Genomic DNA, 24,128 nt, shown 5'->3' on the forward strand with positions numbered 1-24,128 from the left:
CAAAAGCCACCTTCTCAGAAGGTGGTCTTTTACTTATCGGTTTTCCCAGGGAGCTTAAGCCGTGGCGGTATCGCTGGCTTTTGCCGTTTTATCATCGTCCTGGGTCATGCGGTTCAGCTTCGGCGCCGTCAGCAGCATCAGGATAGCGATAACGCCAGTTGCGACACCGATATGCAGGAACACGCGGCCGTAAACTTCCAGCGACATCAGCGGGTCAGTGACGTTGTCCGGTACTGCCATCATGTTCGCAACGTAGCCGCCGATCAGATTAGCGCCAGCGGTTGTCAGGAACCAGCTGCCCATGATGAAGCCCATCAGGCGCTGCGGAACCAACTGCGCAACCATCGCCAGGCCCAGGCCGGAGATCATCAGTTCACCGATACTCTGCAGACCGTAGCTAATCACCAGCCAGCTGACGTTGACGATACCCGCATCGCTGGCGAACTTCGCGCCCAGCGGCAGCACGAGGAAGGCGCCGGAGCACAGGACCATACCAATAGCGAACTTCATCGGCATTGGCAGGGTGTCGCCCATCTTGTTGTAAATGGCGGCAAGAATCGGGCTACCGATAATGATCCAGAACGGGTTCAGCGCCTGATACTGTTCAGGTTCAAAAGCGATACCCAGCAGAGAGTGTTCAACGTTGCGAATAGCAAAGAAGTTGAGGGAGGTCGGCATCTGGCTATACAGCACAAAGAAGATGATCGCCTGCAGCATCAGAATAAACGCAACGATCATTTTGCGACGCGGCGCGCCGTGCATCGCAAAGGCCTCTTTAGCAAAGATAACGATGATGCCCAGAGCAACCACGCCCAGCGCCATACGTGCAATGCCCTGGTTGTGCAGCAGCCAGGTTGCAATCGCGACCAGAACGACCACGCCAACGATAGTGGCCAGCAGTTTGCCCACGTGCACCGGTGCGAAGTCAGGTTTGGAACCGTACTGCTTAACCCAGCGCTGGCAGAAAGCGAAGTTGACGATGGTGATCACCAGGCCTACAAAGCTCAGAGCGAAAGCGACGCTCCAGCCGAATTTTGCCGCCAGCCACGGTGTCGCCAGCATAGAGAAGAAGGAGCCGATATTGACGGACATATAGTACATGGTAAATGCACCGTCCAGACGCGGATCGTTCTTTTCATAGCAGGTCGAGAGCAGGGAAGAGGGGTTAGCCTTGAACAGGCCATTACCCACGGCAATCGTTGCCATCCCCATATACACGATGCCCGCATCGTGTCCGGACCACGCGACCAGGCCGTAGCCGATAGCCAGAACGATGGCGCCGAGCATAATGACGCGCTTGGTGCCGAGCACCTTGTCGCCCAGCCAGCCGCCAATCGCCACCAGACCGTATACCAGGGCGCTAAAGGAGGAGAACAGAGTGATAGAATCCGCTTCTGACATACCCAGCTGTTTAACCAGGTAAACGGCCATAATCCCTTGCAGGCCGTAGAAACCAAAACGTTCCCATAGCTCAATAGAGAAGATGAGATAGAACGATCGTGGTTGTTTGAAAGCGTTTAAACTCACGCTCTCCGTTGGTTTATTGTTTGCAGTAGACACAAATACCTCTTTTTTTACATCCCATATTAACGGGGGGTGCTCGGGGCGCAATCTTCGCAGACCGCCGCCTTTATAGTTATTCTGGAGGGAAAACGGCAGGTAATGTTCACTATCCTGTGCCATCAGGCAATAGCTTTGCAATAATCTGTTACACATATCCTGAGCGTTATAATACACCGGACATATAAATGTTATGCAGAGTTAAATTTCAGCGTTTCGTTAATGACAGCGTTTTTATCTGTCAGAATCGGAAAGTTTTCGCATAAAGGCCATATGTTCTGCTGTTTGCGCTTGCATCCAGTGATATAGCCCAAAATCCTAAAAAATGATGGGTTATTGTGTTGGTATTTAAGTTGGAGGTATTTAAATCAGCAGGTTTTCGTATTAATAAGTTAACAACAAAGCAACAAGAAATTGACTCAGTGATCTGGATCACAAATGTATAGAAATTTTGTCTCTGAAAAAAATGAATAAGCTGATCGATGGTTATATAGCGGAATAATAAGCCATAAGAAGGCTAAATCGATGGCGTGAACATCGGAAAAATGGGGTATGCACCAGAGCCATGACTTATGAAGGGTTATGGCTCTGGTAGGGTCAGGAGTAGACCTTCTCTTTAAACTCGCAAAGATCTTCAATCAGGCAGGAACCGCAGCGCGGTTTACGGGCGATACAGGTATAACGGCCGTGCAGAATCAACCAGTGATGGCAGTCCACTTTGAATTCCGCCGGAACCACCTTTAACAACTTCTCTTCCACCTGTTCAACGTTTTTACCAGGCGCAAATTGTGTCCGGTTGCAAACGCGGAAAATGTGCGTATCGACGGCGATTGTCGGCCAGCCGAAGGCGGTGTTCAACACGACGTTAGCGGTTTTGCGCCCGACGCCGGGAAGCGCCTCAAGCGCGGCTCTGTCTTCCGGTACTTCGCCGTTATGCTGCTCAAGCAGGATCCGGCAGGTCTTAATGACGTTTTCTGCTTTACTGTTGAACAGGCCGATGGTCTTAATGTACGACTTGACGCCCTCTACGCCCAGCGCCAGCATCGCCGCCGGCGTGTTGGCGACCGGGTAGAGTTTCGCCGTAGCTTTATTGACGCTAACGTCGGTAGCCTGCGCCGAGAGCAGCACGGCGATCAATAATTCAAACGGCGAGTTAAAATTCAGCTCCGTAGTGGGGTGCGGGTCGTTATCCCTGAGCCTGGTGAGGATCTCCAGGCGTTTACTCTTGTTCATCCTATGCTTTTCCCGTCACATCAGAGGGCGCAACGATCCCGGCCTGCGCCGCTTTGGCTTTGCGCTGTTTGCTACGTTCATCAATGAGGTATTTTACCGCCAACATCATGCCGAGGCCAATAAATGCGCCCGGCGGCAGCATTGCCAGCAGGAACGGCGTATCGGTATGAAATACTTCTATACGCAGAACCTTTGCCCAACTGCCGAGCAGGCTATCGGCACCATCAAACAGGGTACCGTTGCCGAGAATTTCCCGCATCGAGCCGAGGACAAACATCGCGCAGGTCGCCCCCATGCCGATGGAAAAACCATCCAGCGCCGATAGCGCCGGGCCTTTTTTCGCGGCAAAGGCCTCAGCGCGCCCGACCACAATGCAGTTGGTGACGATAAGCGGGATAAAAATCCCCAGAGACTGATAAAGGCCGAACGCATAAGCGTTGATCAGCATCTGGACGACGCTCACCACCGAAGCGATGATCATAACGTAAATCGGAATACGGATTTCTGCCGGCGTCCAGCGACGCAGGCTGGAAATGGTCAGGTTAGTCAGGGTAAGAACCAGCGTCGTCGCCAGCCCAAGCCCAAGAGCGTTGGTGGCGGTAGAGGTTACGGCGAGCAGAGGACACATCCCCAGCAGCTGAACCAGCGCGGAGTTGTTTTTCCACAGCCCCTGAACAATAACGTCTTTTACTTCGCTCATGGTCTAGTCTCCACAGGGAGTGATAGCAGAAATCTGCGCGGGCAGAGTTTGCGCATACAGGCCCGCGCGCTTGACGGCATTGACCACCGCTCGCGGAGTAATGGTAGCCCCGGTAAACTGATCGAAATCGCCGCCATCTCTTTTCACGGCCCAGTGGCTATCGTTTTGCCCATGAATCACTTTATCGGCAAAGAGGGTGATCCAGTCAGAAATTCTAAGCTCGATCTTATCGCCCAGGCCCGGCGTCTCATGATGCTCGGTGACGCGGGTACCCAGCACGGTACCTTTAAAGTCGGCGGCAACCAGTAGCTGAATGGCTCCTGAATAGCCGTCCGGCGCGGTAGCTTCCATCACCGCTGCAACCGCTTTATCGCCATTCTGAGCAATCCAGACCTTATGCTCGCCTTTTCCCAGCTCCGGCGCGGTTATCCGATAACAGCTTTTCAGCAAGTCGTTATTATATAAATTGGCCGGCATAACCTGGTCGAATAAGGCTTTTTGCTGCTGGGCGGCCTGGTCTTCAATAGTGCTTTTAGTCAGTTCGTTAATGGCGGCCGTCAGCCCGGTCGAACCCGCAGCAAAGAGGGCCAGCGTGATGCCGTGTTTACGCATGCTTTGTAACATGTTCGGGTCCTCAGCGGTGGCCGTACGCGCGCGGGCGCGTGTAGTAATCGATCAAGGGAACGGTAATATTAGCCAGCAGAACGGCAAAGGCGACGCCATCCGGGTAGCCGCCAAAGCTGCGAATTAGCCACACCAGTAACCCCGCCAGCGCGCCGAAGATCAGGCGACCGCGATTGGTGGTGGAAGCGGTCACCGGGTCCGTCAGGATAAAGAAGGCGCCCAGCATGGTGGCGCCGGAGAGCAGATGAATTTGCGGTGAGGCAAGGCTTTCTGGTGAGAATAGCCATCCCAGGGTGGCGCAAACGGCAAGGCTCAGCAGGAAGCTCAGCGGAATATGCCAGCGAATGGCTTTTTGCCATAGCAGGAACAGACCGCCCGCCAGATAAGCCACGTTAACCCACTGCCAGCCGAGACCGGCCAGTGCGCCGCCGTAGACAGGATACTGGAGGATCTCTTGCACCGCATGACCGGCATGGAGCGAGGTTTTGAAGGTATCCAGCGGCGTTGCCTGACTGATGCCGTCAATGCCGATTCGCAGGCTGTTCATGTCCCCGCCGGTAGCCGTATGACCAGTGAAAATCATCCTCAGCGCGTCGCTAAAACCGGGAACATTGGCGGCTATCTCATGGGGCGGGAGCCAGGAGGTCATCTGCACCGGGAAAGAGATCAGCAGCACCACGTAGCCAATCATTGCCGGGTTAAAAGGATTGTGACCCAGTCCACCGTACAGCTGTTTGGCGATAATCACCGCAAACGCAGTGCCCAGCACGACCATCCACCACGGCGCAAAAGGCGGAATACTGATCGCCAGCAGCAGGCCGGTCAGCAGCGCTGAGTTATCGGCAAGAATCGCCGGGATATTTTGTTTGCGCAGTTTAAGAATGGCCGCTTCGGCTCCCCACGCCGTGACGGCGGCGAGGATAATTTGCAGTACGGTACCCCAGCCGAAAAACCAGGTCTGAACCACAATACCGGGTACGGCGGCGAGCAGCACCAGCAGCATAATCCGCGAAGTCTGGCGCTGATTGTGGGTGTAGGGGGAACTTGCGATTCTGAAAACCATTTAATCCTCGTTAACTGCCTGCCGGGACGCTTTCCGGGCCTGAACGCGGGCGATTGCTTCAGCGACTGCCGCTTTGCGGCCGTCATCATTGGCTGCCGACGGGGGAACTGCTTGTTGCTGTTGTTCTGCTTTGCGCGCTTTGGCGCGGGCGATCGCGGCCTCGACGGCGGCCTTGCGTGGGTCAACGGTAGCAGGCTGTTCTGTGGCGGGGGCAGGTTCAGCCGGGGCTGCCTGCTGGCCCGCTTTGCGCGCTTTGGCCCGGGCGATCGCGGCCTCGACGGCGGCCTTGCGTGGGTCAACGGTAGCAGGTTGCTCTGCGTCCGGGGCAGGTTCAGCCGGGACTACCAGCTGCTCAGCCCTGCGCGCCCGCGCCTCGGCCTTACGGGCTTCGCGAGCGGCGATGGCTTCGCTATTATCCGGTTTCTCGCCGGAGAGCACGATAATCGGCTGCGCCGCGTTGCGCTGCTTTTCACGTACGCGGGCAAGGGCGGCGTTAATCGCATCCTGATCTTTCGCTGCTGGCTGTACGGCTGCCTGCTTATGACGTTCCAGCCTTGCGGCTTTATCCCGTTCCAGGCGAGCCTGACGCGCCTCAAAGCGGACTTTCGCTTCCGCTGCGCGTTTCTCTTCTTGCGCAATGGCGTATATCTCGGCTTTCTCCTGGCGGAAGTACTGCACCAGCGGGATATTGCTTGGACAAACCCAGGCGCAGGCGCCGCACTCGATACAATCGGCGAGGTTATGGCTGGTGGCTTTGTCGTGCTGCTGCCCTTTGCTGAACCAGTATAACTGCTGCGGCAGAAGATCGGCCGGGCAGGCGTCCGCGCAGGCGCTACAGCGGATACAGCCTTTTTCCTCTTCCGGTTCGCCCATTTCGCTCGCCGAAGGCGCCAGCAGACAGTTGGTGATTTTGACCACCGGCACGTCGAGCCAGGGCAGGGTGAAGCCCATCAGCGGGCCGCCCATAATCACCATCGGATCGGCGCCTGGGCAGAAACCGGCATCTTTTAGCAGATGGCTGACCGGCGTACCCAGGCGCGCCCAGACGTTGCCCGGACGCGTGACCGCTTCGCCGGTTAAGGTGACTACGCGCTCCGTCAGCGGCTCGCCGTCTATCACCGCACGTTTCACCGCATAGGCGGTGCCGACGTTTTGCATCAATACACCGATATCAGAGGAGCGCCCACCGTGGGGCACCTGTTTACCGGTGAGGATTTGCGTCAGCTGTTTTGCACCGCCTGAGGGGTATTTCGTCGGGATTACTCGCAGCGAAATACCGTGCGTGTCGGCGAGTACCGCGCGGAGCATCGAAATCGCCTGCGGTTTATTATCCTCGATGCCGATCAGCACCTGTGCAGGTTGCAGAATATGGGCAAGGATGCGAATTCCCTCAACGATTTGCGCCGCGCAATCCTGCATCAGGCGATCGTCAGCGGTGATATAGGGCTCACATTCCGCCGCATTGATGATTAATGTTTCGATTCTGTCGCCGCCCCCGCGCAGCTTAGTGCCGGTGGGGAAACCGGCGCCGCCAAGCCCGGCTACGCCAAACTGGTGAATGCGCTCAATCAGCTCTTCGCGGGATTTATTCTGGTAATCGTTCCAGCCATCGCGCTCAATCCAGCGGTCTTCGCCATCGGCATCAATAATGACGCTCATTTCCGCCAGCGCGGAAGGGTGGGCGGTCGAGTGGGGGGCAATCGCCGCCACGATGCCGGACGTTGGCGCGTGCACCGGCAGCATTCTGCCCCAGCCGCGGGTAAGCGGCTGGCCGCGCAGGACGCGATCGCCCGGCTGGACGCAGAGCTCACCTTCCGCGCCGATGTGTTGTTTCAGCGGGATGACAAAACGCTGCGGCAGGGAAACCTGACGCAGCGGGGTACCGTTAGACTGGGTTTTCATTTCCGGCGGATGAATGCCGCCGTTGAAGTCCCAGACTTTGTCTTTGCGAAATGCGGAAAATAACTTAAACATGTTGTTCCACGGGAATAATGCGTACCGGGATGGTTTGAAGATCCCATTTCCAGGTTTCTGTCGTCGCCGCCACCGGGCGCAGTTCAATACATTGCGTCGGACAAGGCGCGACGCAAAGATTACAGCCGGTGCAGAGATCGCTCATCACCGTATGCATCGCACGGGTGGCGCCGACGATGGCATCCACAGGACAGGCCTGAATGCATTTTGTGCAGCCGATGCAGTTCGCTTCGTCGATCACCGCCAGCATTCGCGCAGGTACGGCTTCTTGCGCATCGCCGTCCGTAGGCTGCGGGTCGACGTTCAACAGTTCAGCGATTTTGAGCATCACCGCTTCGCCGCCGGGCGCGCAGCAGTTAATTTTCTCACCCTGAGTGCCTACGGCTTCCGCGTAGGGACGACAGCCGGGGTAACCGCACTGACCGCACTGGCTCTGCGGTAGCAGGGCGTCAATTTTCTCCACCACCGGGTCATCTTCCACCTCAAAACGGCGCGAAGCGTACCCCAGAATTAAGCCGAAAATCAGCCCCAGCAGGCTAATGGCAACCACGGCTATCCAGACAGCATTCATTACAACTTCACCAAACCACTAAAGCCCATAAAGGCGAGGGACATTAAACCGGCAGTGACCAGCGCAATGGCATTACCGCGAAACGGCGCCGGCACATCGGCAACCACCAGACGCTCGCGGATGGAGGCGAAAAGCACCATCACCAGCGAAAAGCCGACGGCGGCAGCAAAGCCGTACAGCGCAGACTGCAGGAAATTATGCCCGAGGTTAATGTTGAGCAGCGCAACGCCGAGCACCGCGCAGTTGGTGGTGATCAGCGGCAGGAAGATGCCCAACAGGCGATACAACGCCGGACTGGTTTTACGCACCACCATTTCGGTAAATTGCACCACTACGGCGATAACCAGGATAAAGGCCAGGGTCCGTAAATAGACCAGGTCCAGCGGAATAAGGATCCAGGTATCAATCAGCCAGGCGCAAATTGAGGCCAGCGTCATCACAAAGGTGGTGGCGAGCCCCATTCCCATAGCGGCTTCCAGCTTTTTGGAAACCCCCATAAACGGGCACAGTCCCAGAAACTTCACCAGCACGAAGTTGTTAACAAGAACGGTGCCAACAAAGAGCAGTAAATAATCAGCCATTATTCGACCTGAAATAGAAAAAGCCGTCTATTATCGAATAAATCGATACCGGCGACAACAGGTTAACTGTGTGGTTATTACGGATTCACAAAGGTCCGCTTAACCCGTTCAGAACGCTTGAAATAGGGAGCCAGCAGCGCCGCAGCGAGAAGGGGAAACAGCAGCTGGCGCAGCGCCAGAGCGTCTGATATTGGGGAAAAGGCAAATGCTTTTACCGCCAGCAGAAGCGTAATCAGCAGCCAGATAATGTAATGCTTTGGCACCCCTTTCCGCCGCTTGAAAAAGGCAATGGTCAACCACAGCGTGTAGTACCACATGGCGATCGCGAAGGCCAGCGAAGCAATCCACAAGGCGAGATGTTCAGTACTCATATTGCGCAGCAGGGTATAAGTCTGGGAAGACATCAGAGCATCAGCAAAAAACAGCAGCGACAATGAGGCGCTAAGCAGGGCCACCAGGAGCCATGCCAGCGGCGCCAGAAGCCATCCGCCAATACGTTCCACAGAGTCAGAGGACATTATTACTCCCGAATTTAACGCCAGTTATCAATAAAAGCAGGGCCGGAAGTATAAGCAACTGGCGTGAATGATGACAGTCTTTATTGCACGTAGCGCCAGACGGACTTGGGCACCTCGCCAATGTTGAACAATTTGCCGCCAGAAACCAGCTCCGCCCGACGATGGTCTGCGGCGCGATACATGTTGACGATCTCTTCGTTATCGGTCAGGGAATAGTTAAGGTGATCAAAAAGTTTTTCCAGACTTTCCAGCGTGCTGATTTTACGAAATTTTAATAAGTAGTCCTGAACGGTCATTTGCGTATCCATTTTATAATCAGAATAATTTAAGTTGAATATACCCATTCTGTGTAAACCTGTTCTCAACCGGCCGTTCCTTTTTTTCAGTAAACTGTATGGAATTATTTCGGTTGTAAATACCCGGAACAAGAACAGATGATGTTTCTGGCCTGGTAAAAAGGAATTTAAGAGTATTCCAGAACTGAATCAGGCGCCGGATGGCGCCTGGGAGAGAAGATTAACGCTGTTCGCCTCGGCTGGCAATAACGTTTTGGTACCAGAAAAAGCTCTTTTTACGTTTACGCGCCAGATTGTTCTGATGATCGACATAAACAAAGCCGTACTGTTTTTTATAACCGTTGAGCCAGCTTAATAGATCAATAAAGGACCAGGGATAATAGCCGCGCACGTCAGCGCCCAGTTCCAGCGCTTTTTCCAGCGCAGTTATGTGGCTACTCAGATAGTCAATACGCGGGTCGTCGACGATTTCGCCATCGATGATCGGGTCAATGGCCCCGAGTCCGTTTTCGGTGATGTAAATCGGTATGTCACCGTAGCGCGCTTTAATCATCATGATCCCGTCGGTTAACCCCTGAGGCCAAATTTCCCAGCCCCATTCGGTATAGGTACTTTGCGGGTTGCGTACAAAATAGAACAGCCCGTCGACGCCGGGTTCGCCGCCGGTCGGAACCTCCGGGGGCTGCGCTGAGACGGTTTCGCGGCGGTAGTAGTTCAGGCCGATAAAATCACAGCGGTTTTCACGCAGCAGCGCATCGTCGCCTGCGGCAAAAGCCGGAACGCCCCACAGCGCCTGGGTTTGTTGCAGGAGCTCTTCAGGGTATTGACCTTTTAGCACCGGATCGTAAAGCCAGTGGGTGTGAATAGCATCCGCCATCGCCGTCGCGCGCATATCCTCCTCGCTGTTGGTTAAAGGGGTATGCGGCTGCAGTACGTTGACAAAACCTATCTGCCCCTCGACTGCCATTTCACGAAACGCTTTCACGGCCAGCGCATGGGCGATAAAGACGTGGTGGCAGGCCTGAATCGCGCGCGCAGGGTCGCGCACCGCTGGCGGGTGGATGCCGTTAATATACCCATGCCCGATAAAGACGATAGTCTCGTTGAAGGTCGCCCACAATTTGACCCGCGAGCCGAAGCGCTGATAGCAGAGGCGGGCGTACTCAGCGAACGCTTCCGCCGTACTGCGCGCTTCCCAGCCGCCTTCCTCCTGCAACGCCTGCGGAAGATCCCAGTGATACAGGGTGATCATCGGTTCAATATTATGCGCCAGCAGCTCATCAATCAGATCGCTGTAGAACTGAACCCCAGCCTCGTTAACCTCGCCGCGGCCTTCGGGCAGCAGACGCGGCCATGAAATTGAGAAGCGATAGCTTTGCAGACCCATTTCCGCCATCAGCGCAACATCTTCGCGAAAGCGATGGTAATGGTCTACGGCGATATCGCCGGTGGTGCCCTGAAAAGTGGTGCCTGGGAGATGGGAGTAGATATCCCAGATAGAAGGGCCTTTGCCGTCGGCATCGTGTCCGCCCTCAACCTGCCAGGCTGCGGTAGCGGCTCCCCATAAAAAATGCTGCGGAAATCCGGACATGAAGAAACTCCTTATCGATTGATAAGGAGAGTGTAATAAAACCCTGTACCGCTATGCAACCGGTTTCAGAAACCGGTTGCATAGTTGCGAAGCGGGTCACTGTTTATTTCGCCAGCGGCTTCGCCTGAACAGTATCAACGGTAGGTGGGGACTGGTAGTTATCAATATGATGAGCGATAACTAAAAGCAGGGCTGAGACGCCCAAAACAATCCAGCCAATAAGTTCTACAATACGGTTAAAAACGTTTTCCATAACTCTGTAGCAAATTGTGAAACCAGAAGGAAATGGTACTAGAGGATTGAAGTAACGCAAGTGTTACATGAACTTAGTTGCGCAAATGACGTAATGCTGCGCGATAACGCGGGCAACATGCGTTAACAGAGGTCTTGTCCGCAGCGTAACTGGGACACCGTTATTCTCGTTAAGGGGGTAAAAATGAGTGATGCTATCCGGGTAGGATTAATCGGTTATGGCTACGCGAGCAAGACCTTTCATGCGCCGCTAATCAGCGGTACGCCAGGGATGACGCTGGCCGCCGTGGCCAGCAGCGATGAAAATAAAGTGCATGCCGATTGGCCTGCAATGCCGGTGGTTAGCGGGCCAGAGCGGATTTTGAACGACCCCAATATCGATCTGGTGGTGATCCCGACCCCAAACGACACCCATTTTCCGCTGGCAAAGGCCGCGCTGGAGGCGGGCAAGCACGTAGTCGTCGATAAACCCTTTACCGTGACACTGTCACAGGCGCGTGAGCTTGAAGCGCTGGCAATAAGCGGCGGGCGGCTGCTGTCGGTATTCCATAACCGCCGCTGGGACAGCGATTTTCTGACGGTAAAAGCGCTGATTAACGAAGGGCTACTGGGGGAAGTAGGATACTTTGAGTCTCATTTCGATCGCTATCGACCGCAGGTGCGTAATCGCTGGCGTGAACAAGGCGGACCGGGGAGCGGCATCTGGTACGATCTTGCCCCGCATCTGCTGGACCAGGTGGTAAATCTCTTCGGCCTGCCGGTTAGCATGCAGGTTGATCTGGCGCAGTTACGTCCGGGCTCCCAGTCCACCGACTATTTTCATGCGGTTTTAGCCTGGCCGCAGCGTCGCGTCGTGCTGCACGGAACTCTGGTCGCTGCGGCGGAAACGGCGCGCTTTATTATCCACGGTTCGCGAGGAAGCTATGTGAAATACGGTCTCGACCCGCAGGAGGAGCGGCTGAAAAGCGGCGAACGCCTGCCGCAGGAAGACTGGGGATACGATATGCGCGACGGGGTGCTGACGCGAGCGGAGGGCGAGAACATAACCGAGGAGTCGTGGCTAACGCTGCCGGGTAACTATCCGGCCTATTATGCCGCTATTCGCGATGCACTTAACGGAAGCGGCACTAATCCGGTTCCGGCAAGCCAGGCGATTCAGATTATGGAGCTGATTGAGCTTGGCCTCGAGTCGGCCAGACATCGAACGACGCTGTGTCTGAATTAGGTCATCCCGGCGACAACAACCGCCCGGCGTTGAATGACCCCCGTTTATCACGGGGGAGTCGATCAAGCCTGCTGAACGCGCTGCATCAGCGCTGCTTTTTCCCCGGCGCTTAAAAAGGCGAGTTCCAGGCCGTTGATCTGCGCCTGGCGAATCTGCTCGCGGCTCAGGCCGGCAGCCGGGGCGGCAACCGTATATTCGTGGATAATATCGACGCCCTGGACGGCGGGGTCGTCGGTATTAATGCAGGCCAACACGCCGTGCTCGAGGAAAGTTTTCAGCGGATGCCGGGCCAGCGACGGCACGGTGCTGGTCTGGATATTGGAGGTCAGACAGGACTCAATGCCGATGCGCTGCGCGGCGAGATAGTCCATCAGCGCCGGGTCCTGCACCGCCTTCACGCCGTGGCCGATGCGTTCGGCTCCCAGCTCGCGAATGGCCTGCCAGATGCTTTCCGGACCGGCGGCTTCGCCTGCATGGACCGTGATCCGCCAGCCCGCATCGCGCGCGCGGCGGAAGTGCTCCATAAACAGATTCCCCGGGAAGCCAAGTTCATCGCCGGCGAGGTCGAGGGCGGTAATGCCGTCGCGGTGGGCGAGCAGGGCTTCGAGCTCTTCCTCGCACGCCGCTTCGCCGAAGGTGCGGCTCAGAATACCGATCAGACGGGCTTCAACGTTAAAGTCGCGGCTGCCTTCTTTTACCCCAGCGATCACCGCTTCGACGACGCCCGCTACCGGCAGCTGGTGGGTCATCGCCATATAGCGCGGAGAGAAACGCAGTTCGACGTAATGCAGTCCGTTGCGCGCGGCATCTTCAAGGTTTTCATAGGCAACGCGGCGGCAGGCATCCAGAGAGGCGAGCATTTTTACACCCCAATCCAGCTTAGAGAGGAAGCTGACCAGGTCGGGCTCATTGCTGGTGACCTGTACATGAGGACGTAATGTTTCGAGCGTATTTGCCGGAAGTGCGAGGTTATACTGGCGGCCAAGATCGAGAATAGTTTGGGCCCGGATATTACCGTCAAGATGGCGATGGATGTCGGTTAATGGCAAAGTTAAATCAATCATGGTCGCACTCTTTTTTTAGTTAAAGTGCGCGTCATTGTACATCAGAACGATAAATGGTTAAAAGAGGAGAAAAATACCGAATAAATCAATGAAAAAGGGAGTGGTGAGGAAAGATTCCCCTCTCTCTGAGCCGCATGTCGCATTCGCTCATAGCAAAACGCTATTAATCATAGTGAATCAGTATTTAATTTCGCCCGTGTGATTTTCTATAGTCTCTGGCGCTGGTTTTCCTGCAATGAATGGCAGGCTATTTTAAAAAGGACCCTGGGAATATGATCTTTACGTTAAAAAAAATTGCAGTACCGCTGGTTGTCGCAAGCTCGCTGTTGCTGGCAGCCTGCAAACCTGGCGAGCAGGACCCTAACCACATCAAAGTGGGCATTAGCGCAGGCGTTGACCAGGAGGTCTGGGCGGTGGCGCAAAAAGTGGCAAAAGAGAAGTACAATCTCGACGTCGAAGTGGTGACGTTTAATGATTTCGTCCTGCCCAACGAAGCGCTGAACAACGGCGATCTTGATGCTAATGCTTTCCAGCATAAGCCTTATCTGGATAAACAAATTCAGGAGCGCGGCTATAAGCTGGTTCAGGTTGGCACGACGTTCGTTTATCCGATTGCCGCCTATTCGAAGAAAATCAGTTCGGTCGACCAACTGCCCGATGGCGCGCAGGTGGCCGTTCCCAACGATCCAACTAACCTCGGACGCTCGCTGCTGCTACTGCAAATGCAGGGGCTGATTACATTGAAGGAGGGCACCGGTCTGCTGCCCACTTCGCTTGATATCATTAATAACCCGAAAAACTTAAAAATCGTCGAGATTGAGGCGCCGCAGCTTACCCGCGCGCTGGACGACCAGCAGATAACTATGGCGATAATTAATACCACTTTCTCAAGCCAGGTGGGCCTGTCACCGTCGCGCAACGGCCTGTTTGTGGAAAGCAAAGATTCGCCCTACGTCAATATCTTTGCCAGCCGCATCGAAAACAAAGATAGCGAAAAGGTAAAAAATCTGGTGAAGGCCTACCAGAGCGATGAGGTGGCCGCGGCGGCAGAACAGCTTTATAAAGGCGATGCGGTTAAGGGCTGGTAATCGTTTCATACCCGGTATGGCGTCAGCCGCCGACGGGCAAGCGCATATAACGGCCGGTAGCGTGCTACCGGCTTTTTGATGGCTATTTTTGAATCAAATAGCGGATGGTTGGCCCATCTTGCTGAATATCGAGCACGGTATAGCCGTGATTTTTGGCATCCAGCGGGATATTGTTAATCGACTGCGGGCAGTCGCTGACCACTTCAAGAATTTCGCCTTTCTTCAGCGAGGGCATCGCTTCAAGCGTGGCGATGGCAGGATAGGGGCAGGGTTCGCCAACCATATCCAGGCGATAGTCCGGGACCAGAGTTTTCATGCGCTTTCCTTAACCGTCGAGGTGGCGAGAGATTTGCGGCGGAAAAAGCGTTTTTCCCAGCCAATAACCAAACCCAGCGCGATCAGCAGCAGGAGATAGGTCACCAGCAGGCCGCCGAAAGGCCCGAATGTCGCCAGCAGGTTGATTTTATCCCAGCTTGTGGCCAGCGCCGGGGAGAGTCCGTCCCAGTAGTATGCCAGGATCGTTGAACCTATCACGTTGCCCAGCCCAACCCACCAGAAGTGCACCTGGCCTTCCACCGCGCGGTACATCCAGCCGGTTTCGCAGCCGCCCGCCAGGACGATTCCAAAGCCAAACAGCAGGCCGCCGATGACCGCGTTGGGGCCGGCCCACATAATTTTTGGTTCCATGCCAAGCTGCACGTAGCTGAAGATCCCGATGGCGCTGGCCGCCATACCGAAAATGATCGCCTTCGCCATATTGGTGCGTCCGGTGATCCACATATCGCGAAAGGCAGAGGTAAAGCAGATCTGCGCGCGTTCGATAAGCAGGCCAAACCCGACGCCAAACAGCAGCGCCAGGCCGAGCTTCGGCTGGTTAGCCGCGGTGAGCAGACCCCAGGCGATCATGGCAAAAAAGACCACCATCCCGAGACGGAACCGGCGTCGCGCCTGGTCAGGTTTTTGCGTCAGCGGCGACGCCTGCGACACTTTTTGCATCCTAACCGGAATACGGAAGATGGGCAGCAAGGTAAAACGCGCGCCGAACCAGGTGCCGATAGCCGTGGCGATGGCAAAGAACCAGGCGTGCAGAGAAAACTGCGGGATACCGGTGAAGAAGGCGGCCAGGTTACAGCCCATCGCCAGACGGGCGCCGAAGCCGGCAATGATGCCTCCGGCGACGGCCTGCAGAATACGCACCCGGCTGCGAGGAAAACGCAGCTTCACGTTATTCGCCCATAGCGCAGCGGCGAAACAGCCGCCGAACATGCCGATGATCATCATGCCGTCGATGCGAGTGAGCGGGGTGCCCTCAAGATGAATGAGTTTGTAGTACCCCCACTCTTCGCTGTGCACGCCGATAAGTTGCAGCAATTGTCCACCCCAGCGGGTAAATTCGCCGGTGACGGCCCAAAAAGTGCCGGTAATGCCGAAGTAGTAGGTTGAGAGAATCCCCGCGGCGATAACGGCGGGAACGGGTGACCAGAATTTAATCAGCCACGTCTGTTTGAATTGTTGCCATGTCATGAAGATGCCTCTGAACTCAGAAGGTATATTACCCGTAGCGGGTTGAAGAGGGGCGATACTACGCTGTTTAGTTCCTGAAAACGCTCGACAGGATCAAATTGACCGATAAAGAGAATATAAAAGGCCACGCGCTGGTGGCCTTTCACGACCGCTTATTCGCGGCCTGCTGTTAATGACGGTACGCGAATTCAGTTAAAGCCCAGACGAATCAGGTTCAGCGGGCTAAATAACCCTTCGTGTCCGTCTATTTCCACGCAATCAGCACGACGGATCTGCTCCGCCGTTTTACCTTCAGCGTGGATGGCCTTAATGACGCCCGTCGCGCCGCTATCGGCTACCATAACCATGCTGCCGGTAGAGATAGCATTACGGTTACGATCGTAAGTTTTCATAATTTCGTCCTCCTGATTAATACTTTGACGGGAATGAAAAGCGGCAATTAAATACACCTTTGCGGCGCGAATTTTTTTGCGTCTCGTCAAAATTTGGTCTCATTATGCCCGGAGACTCTTAGGTCGGGGGCAGGCAGGGGAGCGGGATTGAGACGGTTAATAAGCCAGAGGTTATTTTTCCCGCGGCCAGGTGAATCTCATCGGCGTGGCACAGAGAGAACTATAATTTTATTCGCGCTTAATGTTCGTACCGCGCAAAGCGCCGGTGAAATAAACGCCAGCGGTAGCGGGGAGCCCGCTACCTGATTATTGAAGGGAAAATAATTAGCGCAGCGAACGCAGGGCGGCGATTAATCCCTGCACGCCTTTTTCCAGCTTCTCGCGTGGGCAACCGGCGTTGAGACGGACAAAGCCCTTACCCTCTTCGCCGTAAGTGTAGCCGGGCATAATGGCGACCTTCTGCTCCTCGATAAGTGCTTTTTGCAGGGCGCGATCGTCAACGGCCAGCGGGCGCAGGTCAATCCACGCCAGGTAAGTCGCCTGCGGTGGCTGCCAGCCTAGCTCCGGAAACGCCTGATTCAGTTCGCCAGCGATGAAGCGCATATTTTCCTGCAAATAACCGCGCAGGGCATCCAGCCAGGGCGCCCCCTCACGATAGGCGGCAATATGGGCGACCAGCGCCGGCACGGAAGGTGATGAGAGGCCATCGCGGCTCTTCAGCGCGTGCAGATAGCTTTCGCGCACGGCGGGATCGTCAATCAACCCGTATGCGCCGGTAAATGCCGGAATGTTGAAGCTTTTCGAGCCGGAGGTGAATAGCGCCCAGGGGCTGCGGGCCACGTCGCACCACGGGATGTGCTGCTGCCCGTCCCAGACCATGTCCATATGGATCTCGTCGCTAATCACTTTTACCCCATGCTTCTCACACAGCTGCGCCATGGTTTCCAGCTCTTCACGGGTCCAGACCTTGCCGGTGGGGTTGTGCGGGCTGCACAGCAGCAGAACGGTATTACGCGGCTGAGCCAGTACCCGCTCCAGGGCCGCCATATCGCAGCGCCAGTGATGGTTGTCGAGAGAGAGCGGCACGGCCGCGACGCGCCGCTGGTTGCCTTCAATGGTTTTATAAAAGGCATCGTAGGCCGGAGTGTGTACCACGATGCCGTCGCCCACTGCCGACCACTGACGAATCATCTCCGCGACCATATAGATCACCGATGGCCCGTAAACAATCGCTTCGCGGTTGATTGGGCTATGAAAACGGCTGGCGAACCAGTGGCTCACCGCGCCGAGGAATTCATCATTTTTCCACCGGCTGTAGCCAAAAACACCGTGCCCCAGACGTTTGCTGACGGCATCAAGAATACAGGGGGCGGTGGCGAAATCCATGTCGGAGATCGTAAAGGGCAGCAGGTCGGCTACGCCAAAACGGTCGGCGACGTAATCCCACTGCGTGCACCAGGTACCGTGACGGTCGATCTGCTTTGAAAAATCAAACATCGCAACTTCCTTAATCCTGGCCCCCTGCCGCAAGGCGGGGGCGGAGCTTATGCCTCGACGGTATTCATCAGGACAGCCATTTCATCTTTTACCGACTGCACCTGCGGGCCAATCACTACCTGCAGGTTATGCTGGTTGAGCTGAACCACGCCGATGGCGCGATTCGCTTTCAGCGCGGCGCTGTCGACTTTGCTCATATCGTTAACCGACAGACGCAGGCGGGTAATGCAGTTATCGAGCGAAACGATATTTTCCGCGCCGCCGAGCGCGGCCAGAATCGCCGGAACGTTATACCCTGATTTGCCGGTCACGCCGGTGACAGCCTTCTCAAATGCGCTCGTTGTTTCAATATCGCGTCCCGGCGTTTTCAGGTTAAAGCGGGAGATTGCGAAACGGAAGATACCGTAGTAAACCGCAAACCAGATGGCCGCAACCACCGGTACCATGTACCACTTGGTGGACAGACCATGCAGAATGCCGAATACCACAAAGTCGATAACGTTGCCGTCGGTGTTGCCGATTGTCACGCCGAGGATCGCCATTACGGTAAAGCCCAGGCCGGTCAGTAACGCATGGATAACGTAGAGAACCGGCGCGACGAACAGGAACAGGAATTCCAGCGGTTCGGTGGTGCCGCCTACCACGCAGGCGATAACGCCGGAAATCAGCAGGCCTTTAATCTTATGGCGATTTTCCGGACGCGCGCAGTGATACATCGCCAGCGCTGCGCCCGGCAGGCCGCCGAGGAATGCCGGCATTTTACCCTGTGACAGGAAGCGGGTCGCGCTCTCGGCGAAGCCGTGGCTGGTCGGGCAGCTTAGTTGGGCCTGGAAAATCGTCAGCGCGCCGCTGACGCTATGACCGCAAACGTCCAGGGTGCCGCCCGCTTCGGTAAAGCGGATCAGCGCCACCAGAATATGGTGCAGGCCAAAAGGCAGCAGCAGGCGTTCACCGGTGCCGAAGATCATCGGTCCGAAATCACCTGCGCTATTGATGACCTGGCCGAGTGCGTTAATCCCCATGGCGAAAACGGGCCATATTAGCGGGATCACCAGACCGACCAGGCCGAGAACCACGGTCGTAATAATGGGCACAAAGCGGGTACCGCCAAAAAAGGCCAGCGCGTCGGGCAGGCGGATGTTATGGAAACGTTCGTGCAGCATCCAGACGATGATCCCGGCGATCACCGCGCCGAGGATCCCGGTGTCGATCGATTGAATACCGATAATGTTCTGGATGTTATTGGCTTTGAGGATGGCGGCATCGGTGGTCGGCAGAATACCTTTGGCCGTCAGCCAGAAGTTTACCGCCAGGTTCATTACCGCGTAGCCGACAAAACCGGCAAACGCGGCGACGCCTTTGTTTTCTCGCGCCAGACCCAGCGGAATGGCGATACAAAACATCACCGGCAGAAAGCTGAAGGCAAAGGAGCCGACTTTGCCCATCCAGACGAAAACGGCCTGCAGCAACGGCACGTCCAGCCACGGCAGAAGCGTCAGGACATCATGGCTGCTCAGAGAGCTGCCGATCCCCAGCATGATCCCGCAAAAGGAGAGTAATGCTACGGGTAACATGAAGGTTTTCCCGAGCTGCTGGAAAAACTCCCACAAGGTAATTTTGTTTGCTGTTTTCGCCGTCATAACATGAATCCTGGTTCTAAAAGTTATCGGTAGGATGCAACGCCACGAAAAGATAAAACGTTTTACCAAACTTTAGTGCGATAAAAATCACATATTCCAGCGATAATAAAGTTTATAAAGAGGGCATCCTGATAAAACGTTTTATCGACAGCCAAGGGGAGTCGGCCTGCAGTTATGGCTATCGCGAAAAAAATTACCATTAATGATGTCGCGCAGGCGGCGGGGGTATCCGTCAGTACCGTCTCGCTGGTACTGAGCGGCAAGGGGCGTATTTCGTCGGCAACCGGCGAGCGCGTCAATCACGCCATTGAACAGCTGGGCTTTGTGCGTAACCGCCAGGCGGCGTCCCTGCGCGGCGGCCATAGCGGGGTGATTGGCCTGATCGTCAGCGACTTGTCGAAGCCTTTCTACGCGGAGATGACCGCCGGATTGACCGATGCGCTTGAGTCGCAGGGCAGAATGGTCTTCCTCACCCAGGGCGGGCACAGCGGAGAAAAAATGCTCCAGCGTTTTGATACCCTTGTTTCACAGGGGGTCGATGGCGTAGTGATTGCCGGCGCCATCGATCGGGGGGGCGAACTGCGCGATCGCGCGGCGGAAGCCGGAATGCCGCTGGTCTTCGCCTCCCGCGCCAGCTATCTCGACGATGTGGACCTGATCCGCCCGGATAATATGCAGGCGGCGCAAATTGTCACCGAGCACCTGATCCGCCGCGGTCATCAGCGCATTGCCTGGCTGGGAGGGCAAAGTTCATCCCTGACGCGCGCCGAACGGGTTGGCGGCTACTGCGCCACCCTGCTGAAATATGGCCTGCCGTTTCATAGCGAGTGGGTGGTGGAGTGCGGCTCAAGCCAGAAGCAGGCGGCGGAGGCGATGACGGCCCTGCTGCGGCAAAACCCGACCATTAGCGCCGTGCTCTGTTATAACAGCGTGATCGCGACCGGGGCGTGGTTTGGCCTGATGCGCGCCGGGCGACAGAGCGGAGAGGATGGCGTTGAAAGCTATTTCGAACAGCGGGTCGCGCTGGCGGCATTTGCGGAATTACCCGAGGAGGCGCTGGATGATCTGCCGCTGACCTGGGTTACGACTCCCGCCCGGGAGATGGGGCAAAGCCTGGCGGAGTGTATTTTACGGCGTATGGAAGAGGGGCAGGGAGCGGCGCGAAACCAGATCATCTCTCCCCGGCTGATTACGCGTAAATAGCCCCTGGTGAGGGGCTATATGTCATTTATTGCTGCGGCGCGACTGGCGGTACCACTTCTTGCGGCAGCGTCTCCTGCGGCTCAGCGGGCGCCGGGACAGGGGGAAGCGCTAAACCGAACATCCCGGCAAACTCATCCAGCGGCATTTTCTGCCCGTTCAGCGTCACCTGGCCGTCAGCATACTGCAGGCTGGAGGTGATGGCGTTATCTTCCATAGTGGTAATACGGAACATCTGTCCCATCGCCGCCAGGCCTTTCACCTGCTGCTCTGCAAGCTTAGCGGCGTCGGCGGGCTGATAGCCTTCCAGCCCGGCAATCTGAGTCATAAACGCCGTCGCCATATCGACCGGGATCACCAGCTTGCCGTCGAGAGATTTGACGCTACGATCCACTTCCTCGGCCAGCGTCTGCGGCGGAGTGGTAGTCAGCGACGGATCTTTGAGCAGAATCGATAGATTCAGGGTGGTTTCGCCCTTCGCGTTGCGCCAGCTTAGCGGAGAAATGGTCAGGGACGGGCTGCCTTTCAGCATCATCGGCAGTGAGCTAAAGAAGGTTTGCGTTAGCGCCTGCTGGTACAGCTCAGGATTCTGCGCCAGCTGAGGGTCCGCCATCAGCGCCTGGGCGTCGGCATTGTACTTCTGGCTGAACTGATGGAAAGCTTCACCATCAATATTGTCCAGCTTCAGGGTCAGCCTGCCGCTACCGATATCCTGATTTTGCAGCTTCAGGCTGTTGACGGTGTAGTCCAGCTGGCTGTTAATCCCTTTGCCGTCGGCGGTCAGCGAAGAGTTGCCGTCGATTTTCATCCCTTCAAACAGCGCCAGCTCTTTTCCTTCAACGCCAATCGCCAGTTTATCCAGCGAGATGGCCTGCTTGCCAATACGCTCGTTGAAGCTGGCCATTTCGGTGGAACCGTCGGTTTTCAGATTATTAAAGGTGAGCTGTACCTTCTGATTGTATTCGTTGACCGCGTTAATTTGCCCGCTGCCCGCTTCGCCGCTCAGGCTGAGGGTTTTTCCCTCTCGATCGGCGTTAAGCTGGAACTGACCGCCGCTAAAAGTGACTTTCTCGTCGTCTTTCGCGTAATCAAGCGGTTTCAGCACGATAGCGGACTGGTTGTCGCCGCTGTAGGCGATGCGGGTATCGATAGTAAACGGCGTTTCGCCTTTTGCAATGTCAAACAGCGACTTGCTGGCCTCGTTGTTCACTAAGGTGGTTTTGACGGATGCCATCGCCGGGGCGAGGTTAAAGGATTTCAGTGAAGCCAGCGGGAAGGGGCCGTGATCGACAACTTCGTCAAACACCAGCGACTGTCCGGCGGCCAGCCAGCGGGGCGCTTTGCCGGCGATGGGTTTCAGGACCAGTTGTAAACGGCTGCTGAACAGACCGCGCTGATAGTCCTGATAGGTGAGCTCTACGCCAGCCTGCGGCGCGCTGCTTTGCAGCTGAGCATTCGCCTGCTGCACCATATCGGCAATGCGGCTTTCCAGCTGCTTCCCTGTGTACCACGCGCCGCCCGTCCAGACGACGCCCAGCGCGATGATAATTCCTGCTGCGACCAGCGATTTTTTCATAGCATTTGTCCATAAATGAAACCAGGCGGATTGGGCCGCCTGGTTGTGTTGTCGTGATGAGTGAAAGTCTAGCAACTGTGGCTAAAAAGTTCAGTAACTTACTGGACCTTATTAAATACGCGCGCCACGCGACCGCTGCCGCTGACCTGTACCGGTGATTCGTTGTGCGCCACGAAAGCCGACTCGCCCGGCTTCAGCGTCAGGCGCTGTTCGCCTTTCACGATCGTTGCTTCACCCTCGACGCAGAACAGGATCGCCGCGCTATCCTGGGCGATGGTTGATGCCTGCGCTGAAAGGTCGTGCAGTGAGAAAGCAAAATCGTCAACCGGGATGGGGAAGTCCAGCTCCGCGCCGTGAATGACCGGCTGGGTCAGGAGTTCGCCAGCGGGTTTGGGTTCAAATTTGACGTTTGCCACCAGCTCCGGAATATCAATGTACTTCGGCGTCAATCCCGCGCGCAGGACGTTATCGGAGTTGGCCATCACCTCCAGCGCCACGCCCTGCAGGTAGGCGTGCGGCGTTTCCGCAAACAGGAACATCGCCTCGCCGGGATTCAGCTTGACCACGTTGAGCAGTAGCGGAGAGAAAAGGCCGCTATCGTCCGGATAGAACTCGGCGATCAGGCGGATAGTCTGCCACGGTTCTCCCTGCTCGCTGTCCAGCGCTCTCTGCAGTACGCTCAGGGCGTGCGCTTTTTCGTCGCCTTTCATGTTCAGCAGGCTGGCAAACAGCTGGCTCAGATGGGCGGCGTCAGGCTGCGCCAGGAACTGCGCTATTGCCGGATGCGCTTCAGCTACCGGCTGCAGCAGCTTCACGATTTCGGAAAACTCGCGGAAGGCGTTCATGGCAAGGAACGGCGTTAACGCGAAAACCAGCTCCGGCTTGTGGTTCGGATCTTTATAGTTACGTTCGGCGGCATCAAGCGGGATCCCGGCGGCATTCTCTTTGGCAAACCCGATTTCCGAGGCCCGTTTGTTCGGGTGAACCTGAATAGAGAGCGGCTGGGCGGCGCACAGCACTTTAAACAGGAACGGCAGTTCACCAAAACGCTCGGCAACTTTGGCGCCAAGCAGGGTCGTTTTATCGCTGTCGATTGCATCGCGCAGAGAACGCGGCGTTCCGGCGTCATCGAGAATTTGCGAGCTGCTCTTCGGATGCGCGCCCATCCACAGCTCCGCCATCGGCAGGTTGTTTGGGTTAGCAATGCCATAAAGTTCGGTTAAGGCGGTATGACTTCCCCAGGCGTAATTTTGCACTGAGTTGATGAGTTTTTGCATTCTCAATCCCTGTTTCCACTTGATAGTAATGGCACTATTAAACCAGCAAACGCCCGAGAAGCAACCGGTGCGAAGAAAAAGTCGTCCTTGTCTCAGTTTTTGTTAAAAAATTGTGTAGAATCGATCGACTCGCTTTTCTACGGGCAAATGGAGTGTCTGCCTGAAATATAATCAGCCAAGCAGTAAGTGAGAGTACAATGTCGAATAAACCCTTTGTATATCAGGATCCTTTTCCACTGAAAAAGGACGATACCGAGTATTACCTCCTCAGCAGTGATTACGTCTCCGTCGCCGAATTCGCCGGCCAGGAAGTTCTGAAAGTTGAACCTCAGGCGCTAACTTTACTGGCACAGCACGCTTTCCACGACGCCTCCTTTATGCTTCGCCCGGCGCACCAGCAGCAGGTCGCCGATATTCTCAACGACCCGGAAGCCAGCGACAACGATAAATACGTGGCGCTACAGTTCTTGCGCAACTCGGATATTGCCGCCAAAGGCGTACTGCCGACCTGCCAGGACACCGGTACCGCAATTATCACCGGCAAGAAAGGTCAGCGCGTGTGGACCGGCGGCGGCGATGAAGCCGCGCTGGCGCAGGGCGTGTACAACACCTATATCCAGGATAACCTGCGCTATTCGCAGAACGCGCCGCTGGATATGTATAAAGAGGTCAACACCGGCAC

Annotated in this window: 24 protein-coding genes; 4 read left to right on the forward strand and 20 right to left on the reverse strand. The window is 55.9% G+C overall.

What is annotated here, in order from left to right; genetic code table 11:
- Nucleotides 1-54: 54 nt before the first annotated feature.
- The 12 genes from dtpA to blr all read right to left on the reverse strand — a co-directional run bounded on the left by dtpA (nt 55) and on the right by blr (nt 10,964).
- A complete protein-coding gene (dtpA, locus tag HMPREF3178_RS22485) occupies nt 55-1,560 on the reverse strand; it encodes a dipeptide/tripeptide permease DtpA (RefSeq protein WP_024274267.1) in 1,506 nt (501 codons plus the stop codon).
- 597 nt (nt 1,561-2,157) lie between these two features.
- Nucleotides 2,158-2,793, reverse strand: coding sequence for an endonuclease III (nth, locus tag HMPREF3178_RS22490; protein WP_004102645.1), 636 nt, complete (start codon nt 2,791-2,793; stop codon nt 2,158-2,160).
- Nucleotide 2,794: 1 nt separating this feature from the next.
- Nucleotides 2,795-3,493: an electron transport complex subunit E gene (locus HMPREF3178_RS22495; protein WP_004113426.1), complete on the reverse strand. Its 699-nt coding sequence runs from the start codon at nt 3,491-3,493 to the stop codon at nt 2,795-2,797.
- 3 nt (nt 3,494-3,496) lie between these two features.
- Entirely contained in the window at nt 3,497-4,117 is a 621-nt protein-coding gene (gene rsxG / locus HMPREF3178_RS22500) for an electron transport complex subunit RsxG (RefSeq protein WP_017145748.1), read from the reverse strand.
- 10 nt (nt 4,118-4,127) lie between these two features.
- Complete coding sequence (rsxD, locus tag HMPREF3178_RS22505) at nt 4,128-5,180, reverse strand: electron transport complex subunit RsxD (protein ID WP_017145749.1); 1,053 nt, start codon at nt 5,178-5,180, stop codon at nt 4,128-4,130.
- Complete coding sequence (gene rsxC / locus HMPREF3178_RS22510) at nt 5,181-7,154, reverse strand: electron transport complex subunit RsxC (protein ID WP_017145750.1); 1,974 nt, start codon at nt 7,152-7,154, stop codon at nt 5,181-5,183.
- Nucleotides 7,147-7,725 (reverse strand): electron transport complex subunit RsxB, encoded by a 579-nt coding sequence (gene rsxB, locus HMPREF3178_RS22515; RefSeq protein ID WP_004102635.1) that lies wholly within the window; start codon nt 7,723-7,725, stop codon nt 7,147-7,149. The genes rsxC and rsxB overlap by 8 nt, the downstream gene beginning before the upstream one ends.
- Nucleotides 7,725-8,306 carry an electron transport complex subunit RsxA gene (gene rsxA / locus HMPREF3178_RS22520; protein ID WP_004102633.1) on the reverse strand — a complete coding sequence of 194 codons (582 nt, stop codon included), beginning with the start codon at nt 8,304-8,306 and terminating at the stop codon, nt 7,725-7,727. Before rsxA ends, rsxB begins: the two co-directional genes overlap by 1 nt.
- 77 nt (nt 8,307-8,383) lie before the next feature.
- Nucleotides 8,384-8,824 carry a DUF2569 domain-containing protein gene (locus HMPREF3178_RS22525; RefSeq protein ID WP_004102630.1) on the reverse strand — a complete coding sequence of 147 codons (441 nt, stop codon included), beginning with the start codon at nt 8,822-8,824 and terminating at the stop codon, nt 8,384-8,386.
- A gap of 80 nt (nt 8,825-8,904) precedes the next feature.
- A complete protein-coding gene (ydgT, locus tag HMPREF3178_RS22530; RefSeq protein ID WP_004102628.1) occupies nt 8,905-9,120 on the reverse strand; it encodes a transcription modulator YdgT in 216 nt (71 codons plus the stop codon).
- Nucleotides 9,121-9,340: 220 nt separating this feature from the next.
- Nucleotides 9,341-10,711 carry a GH1 family beta-glucosidase gene (locus tag HMPREF3178_RS22535; protein WP_017145751.1) on the reverse strand — a complete coding sequence of 457 codons (1,371 nt, stop codon included), beginning with the start codon at nt 10,709-10,711 and terminating at the stop codon, nt 9,341-9,343.
- Between the two features lie 103 nt (nt 10,712-10,814).
- Nucleotides 10,815-10,964 carry a division septum protein Blr gene (blr, locus tag HMPREF3178_RS22540; RefSeq protein ID WP_017145752.1) on the reverse strand — a complete coding sequence of 50 codons (150 nt, stop codon included), beginning with the start codon at nt 10,962-10,964 and terminating at the stop codon, nt 10,815-10,817.
- Nucleotides 10,965-11,147: 183 nt separating this feature from the next.
- Between blr and HMPREF3178_RS22545 the strand changes: the two genes are divergently transcribed.
- On the forward strand, nt 11,148-12,188 hold the full coding sequence (locus HMPREF3178_RS22545; protein WP_017145753.1) for an oxidoreductase: 1,041 nt from the start codon (nt 11,148-11,150) through the stop codon (nt 12,186-12,188).
- A 62-nt stretch (nt 12,189-12,250) separates the two neighbouring features.
- Here HMPREF3178_RS22545 and add read toward each other — a convergent pair whose 3' ends face one another.
- The gene (add, locus tag HMPREF3178_RS22550; RefSeq protein WP_017145754.1) at nt 12,251-13,252 is read right to left on the reverse strand and encodes an adenosine deaminase; all 1,002 of its coding nucleotides are present in this window, start codon (nt 13,250-13,252) and stop codon (nt 12,251-12,253) included.
- A 272-nt stretch (nt 13,253-13,524) separates the two neighbouring features.
- On the opposite strand from add, the gene metQ reads away from it, so the two are divergent.
- On the forward strand, nt 13,525-14,340 hold the full coding sequence (metQ, locus tag HMPREF3178_RS22555) for a methionine ABC transporter substrate-binding lipoprotein MetQ (protein ID WP_070585521.1): 816 nt from the start codon (nt 13,525-13,527) through the stop codon (nt 14,338-14,340).
- Between the two features lie 82 nt (nt 14,341-14,422).
- Here metQ and yedF read toward each other — a convergent pair whose 3' ends face one another.
- The 5 genes from yedF to malX form a co-directional block, all read right to left on the reverse strand.
- Nucleotides 14,423-14,656, reverse strand: a complete 234-nt coding sequence (gene yedF, locus HMPREF3178_RS22560; protein WP_004102619.1) for a sulfurtransferase-like selenium metabolism protein YedF — start codon at nt 14,654-14,656, stop codon at nt 14,423-14,425.
- Nucleotides 14,653-15,864 carry a selenium metabolism membrane protein YedE/FdhT gene (yedE, locus tag HMPREF3178_RS22565; protein WP_004113413.1) on the reverse strand — a complete coding sequence of 404 codons (1,212 nt, stop codon included), beginning with the start codon at nt 15,862-15,864 and terminating at the stop codon, nt 14,653-14,655. The genes yedF and yedE overlap by 4 nt, the downstream gene beginning before the upstream one ends.
- Nucleotides 15,865-16,052: 188 nt before the next feature.
- A complete protein-coding gene (gene ydfZ, locus HMPREF3178_RS22570) occupies nt 16,053-16,256 on the reverse strand; it encodes a putative selenium delivery protein YdfZ (RefSeq protein ID WP_004102617.1) in 204 nt (67 codons plus the stop codon).
- Nucleotides 16,257-16,580: 324 nt separating this feature from the next.
- The gene (locus HMPREF3178_RS22575) at nt 16,581-17,753 is read right to left on the reverse strand and encodes a MalY/PatB family protein (RefSeq protein WP_004102615.1); all 1,173 of its coding nucleotides are present in this window, start codon (nt 17,751-17,753) and stop codon (nt 16,581-16,583) included.
- Nucleotides 17,754-17,800: 47 nt separating this feature from the next.
- The gene (gene malX / locus HMPREF3178_RS22580) at nt 17,801-19,393 is read right to left on the reverse strand and encodes a maltose/glucose-specific PTS transporter subunit IIBC (RefSeq protein ID WP_017145755.1); all 1,593 of its coding nucleotides are present in this window, start codon (nt 19,391-19,393) and stop codon (nt 17,801-17,803) included.
- Between the two features lie 174 nt (nt 19,394-19,567).
- Here malX and HMPREF3178_RS22585 point away from each other — a divergent pair, with 174 nt between their 5' ends.
- Entirely contained in the window at nt 19,568-20,596 is a 1,029-nt protein-coding gene (locus tag HMPREF3178_RS22585; protein ID WP_017145756.1) for a Mal regulon transcriptional regulator MalI, read from the forward strand.
- 25 nt (nt 20,597-20,621) lie between these two features.
- Here the strand turns inward: HMPREF3178_RS22585 and HMPREF3178_RS22590 are convergent, their stop codons facing one another.
- Both HMPREF3178_RS22590 and manA read right to left on the reverse strand, forming a co-directional pair.
- Nucleotides 20,622-22,169 (reverse strand): YdgA family protein, encoded by a 1,548-nt coding sequence (locus HMPREF3178_RS22590; RefSeq protein WP_017145757.1) that lies wholly within the window; start codon nt 22,167-22,169, stop codon nt 20,622-20,624.
- Nucleotides 22,170-22,267: 98 nt separating this feature from the next.
- On the reverse strand, nt 22,268-23,446 hold the full coding sequence (gene manA / locus HMPREF3178_RS22595) for a mannose-6-phosphate isomerase (RefSeq protein WP_017145758.1): 1,179 nt from the start codon (nt 23,444-23,446) through the stop codon (nt 22,268-22,270).
- 197 nt (nt 23,447-23,643) lie between these two features.
- On the opposite strand from manA, the gene HMPREF3178_RS31880 reads away from it, so the two are divergent.
- On the forward strand, nt 23,644-24,128 hold a 485-nt coding region (locus HMPREF3178_RS31880), incomplete at its 3' end, for a fumarate hydratase (RefSeq protein WP_228705146.1).

Source organism: Klebsiella sp. HMSC09D12 (assembly GCF_001808475.1).
In the GTDB taxonomy this organism is placed as follows: Bacteria; Pseudomonadota; Gammaproteobacteria; order Enterobacterales; family Enterobacteriaceae; genus Klebsiella; species Klebsiella oxytoca.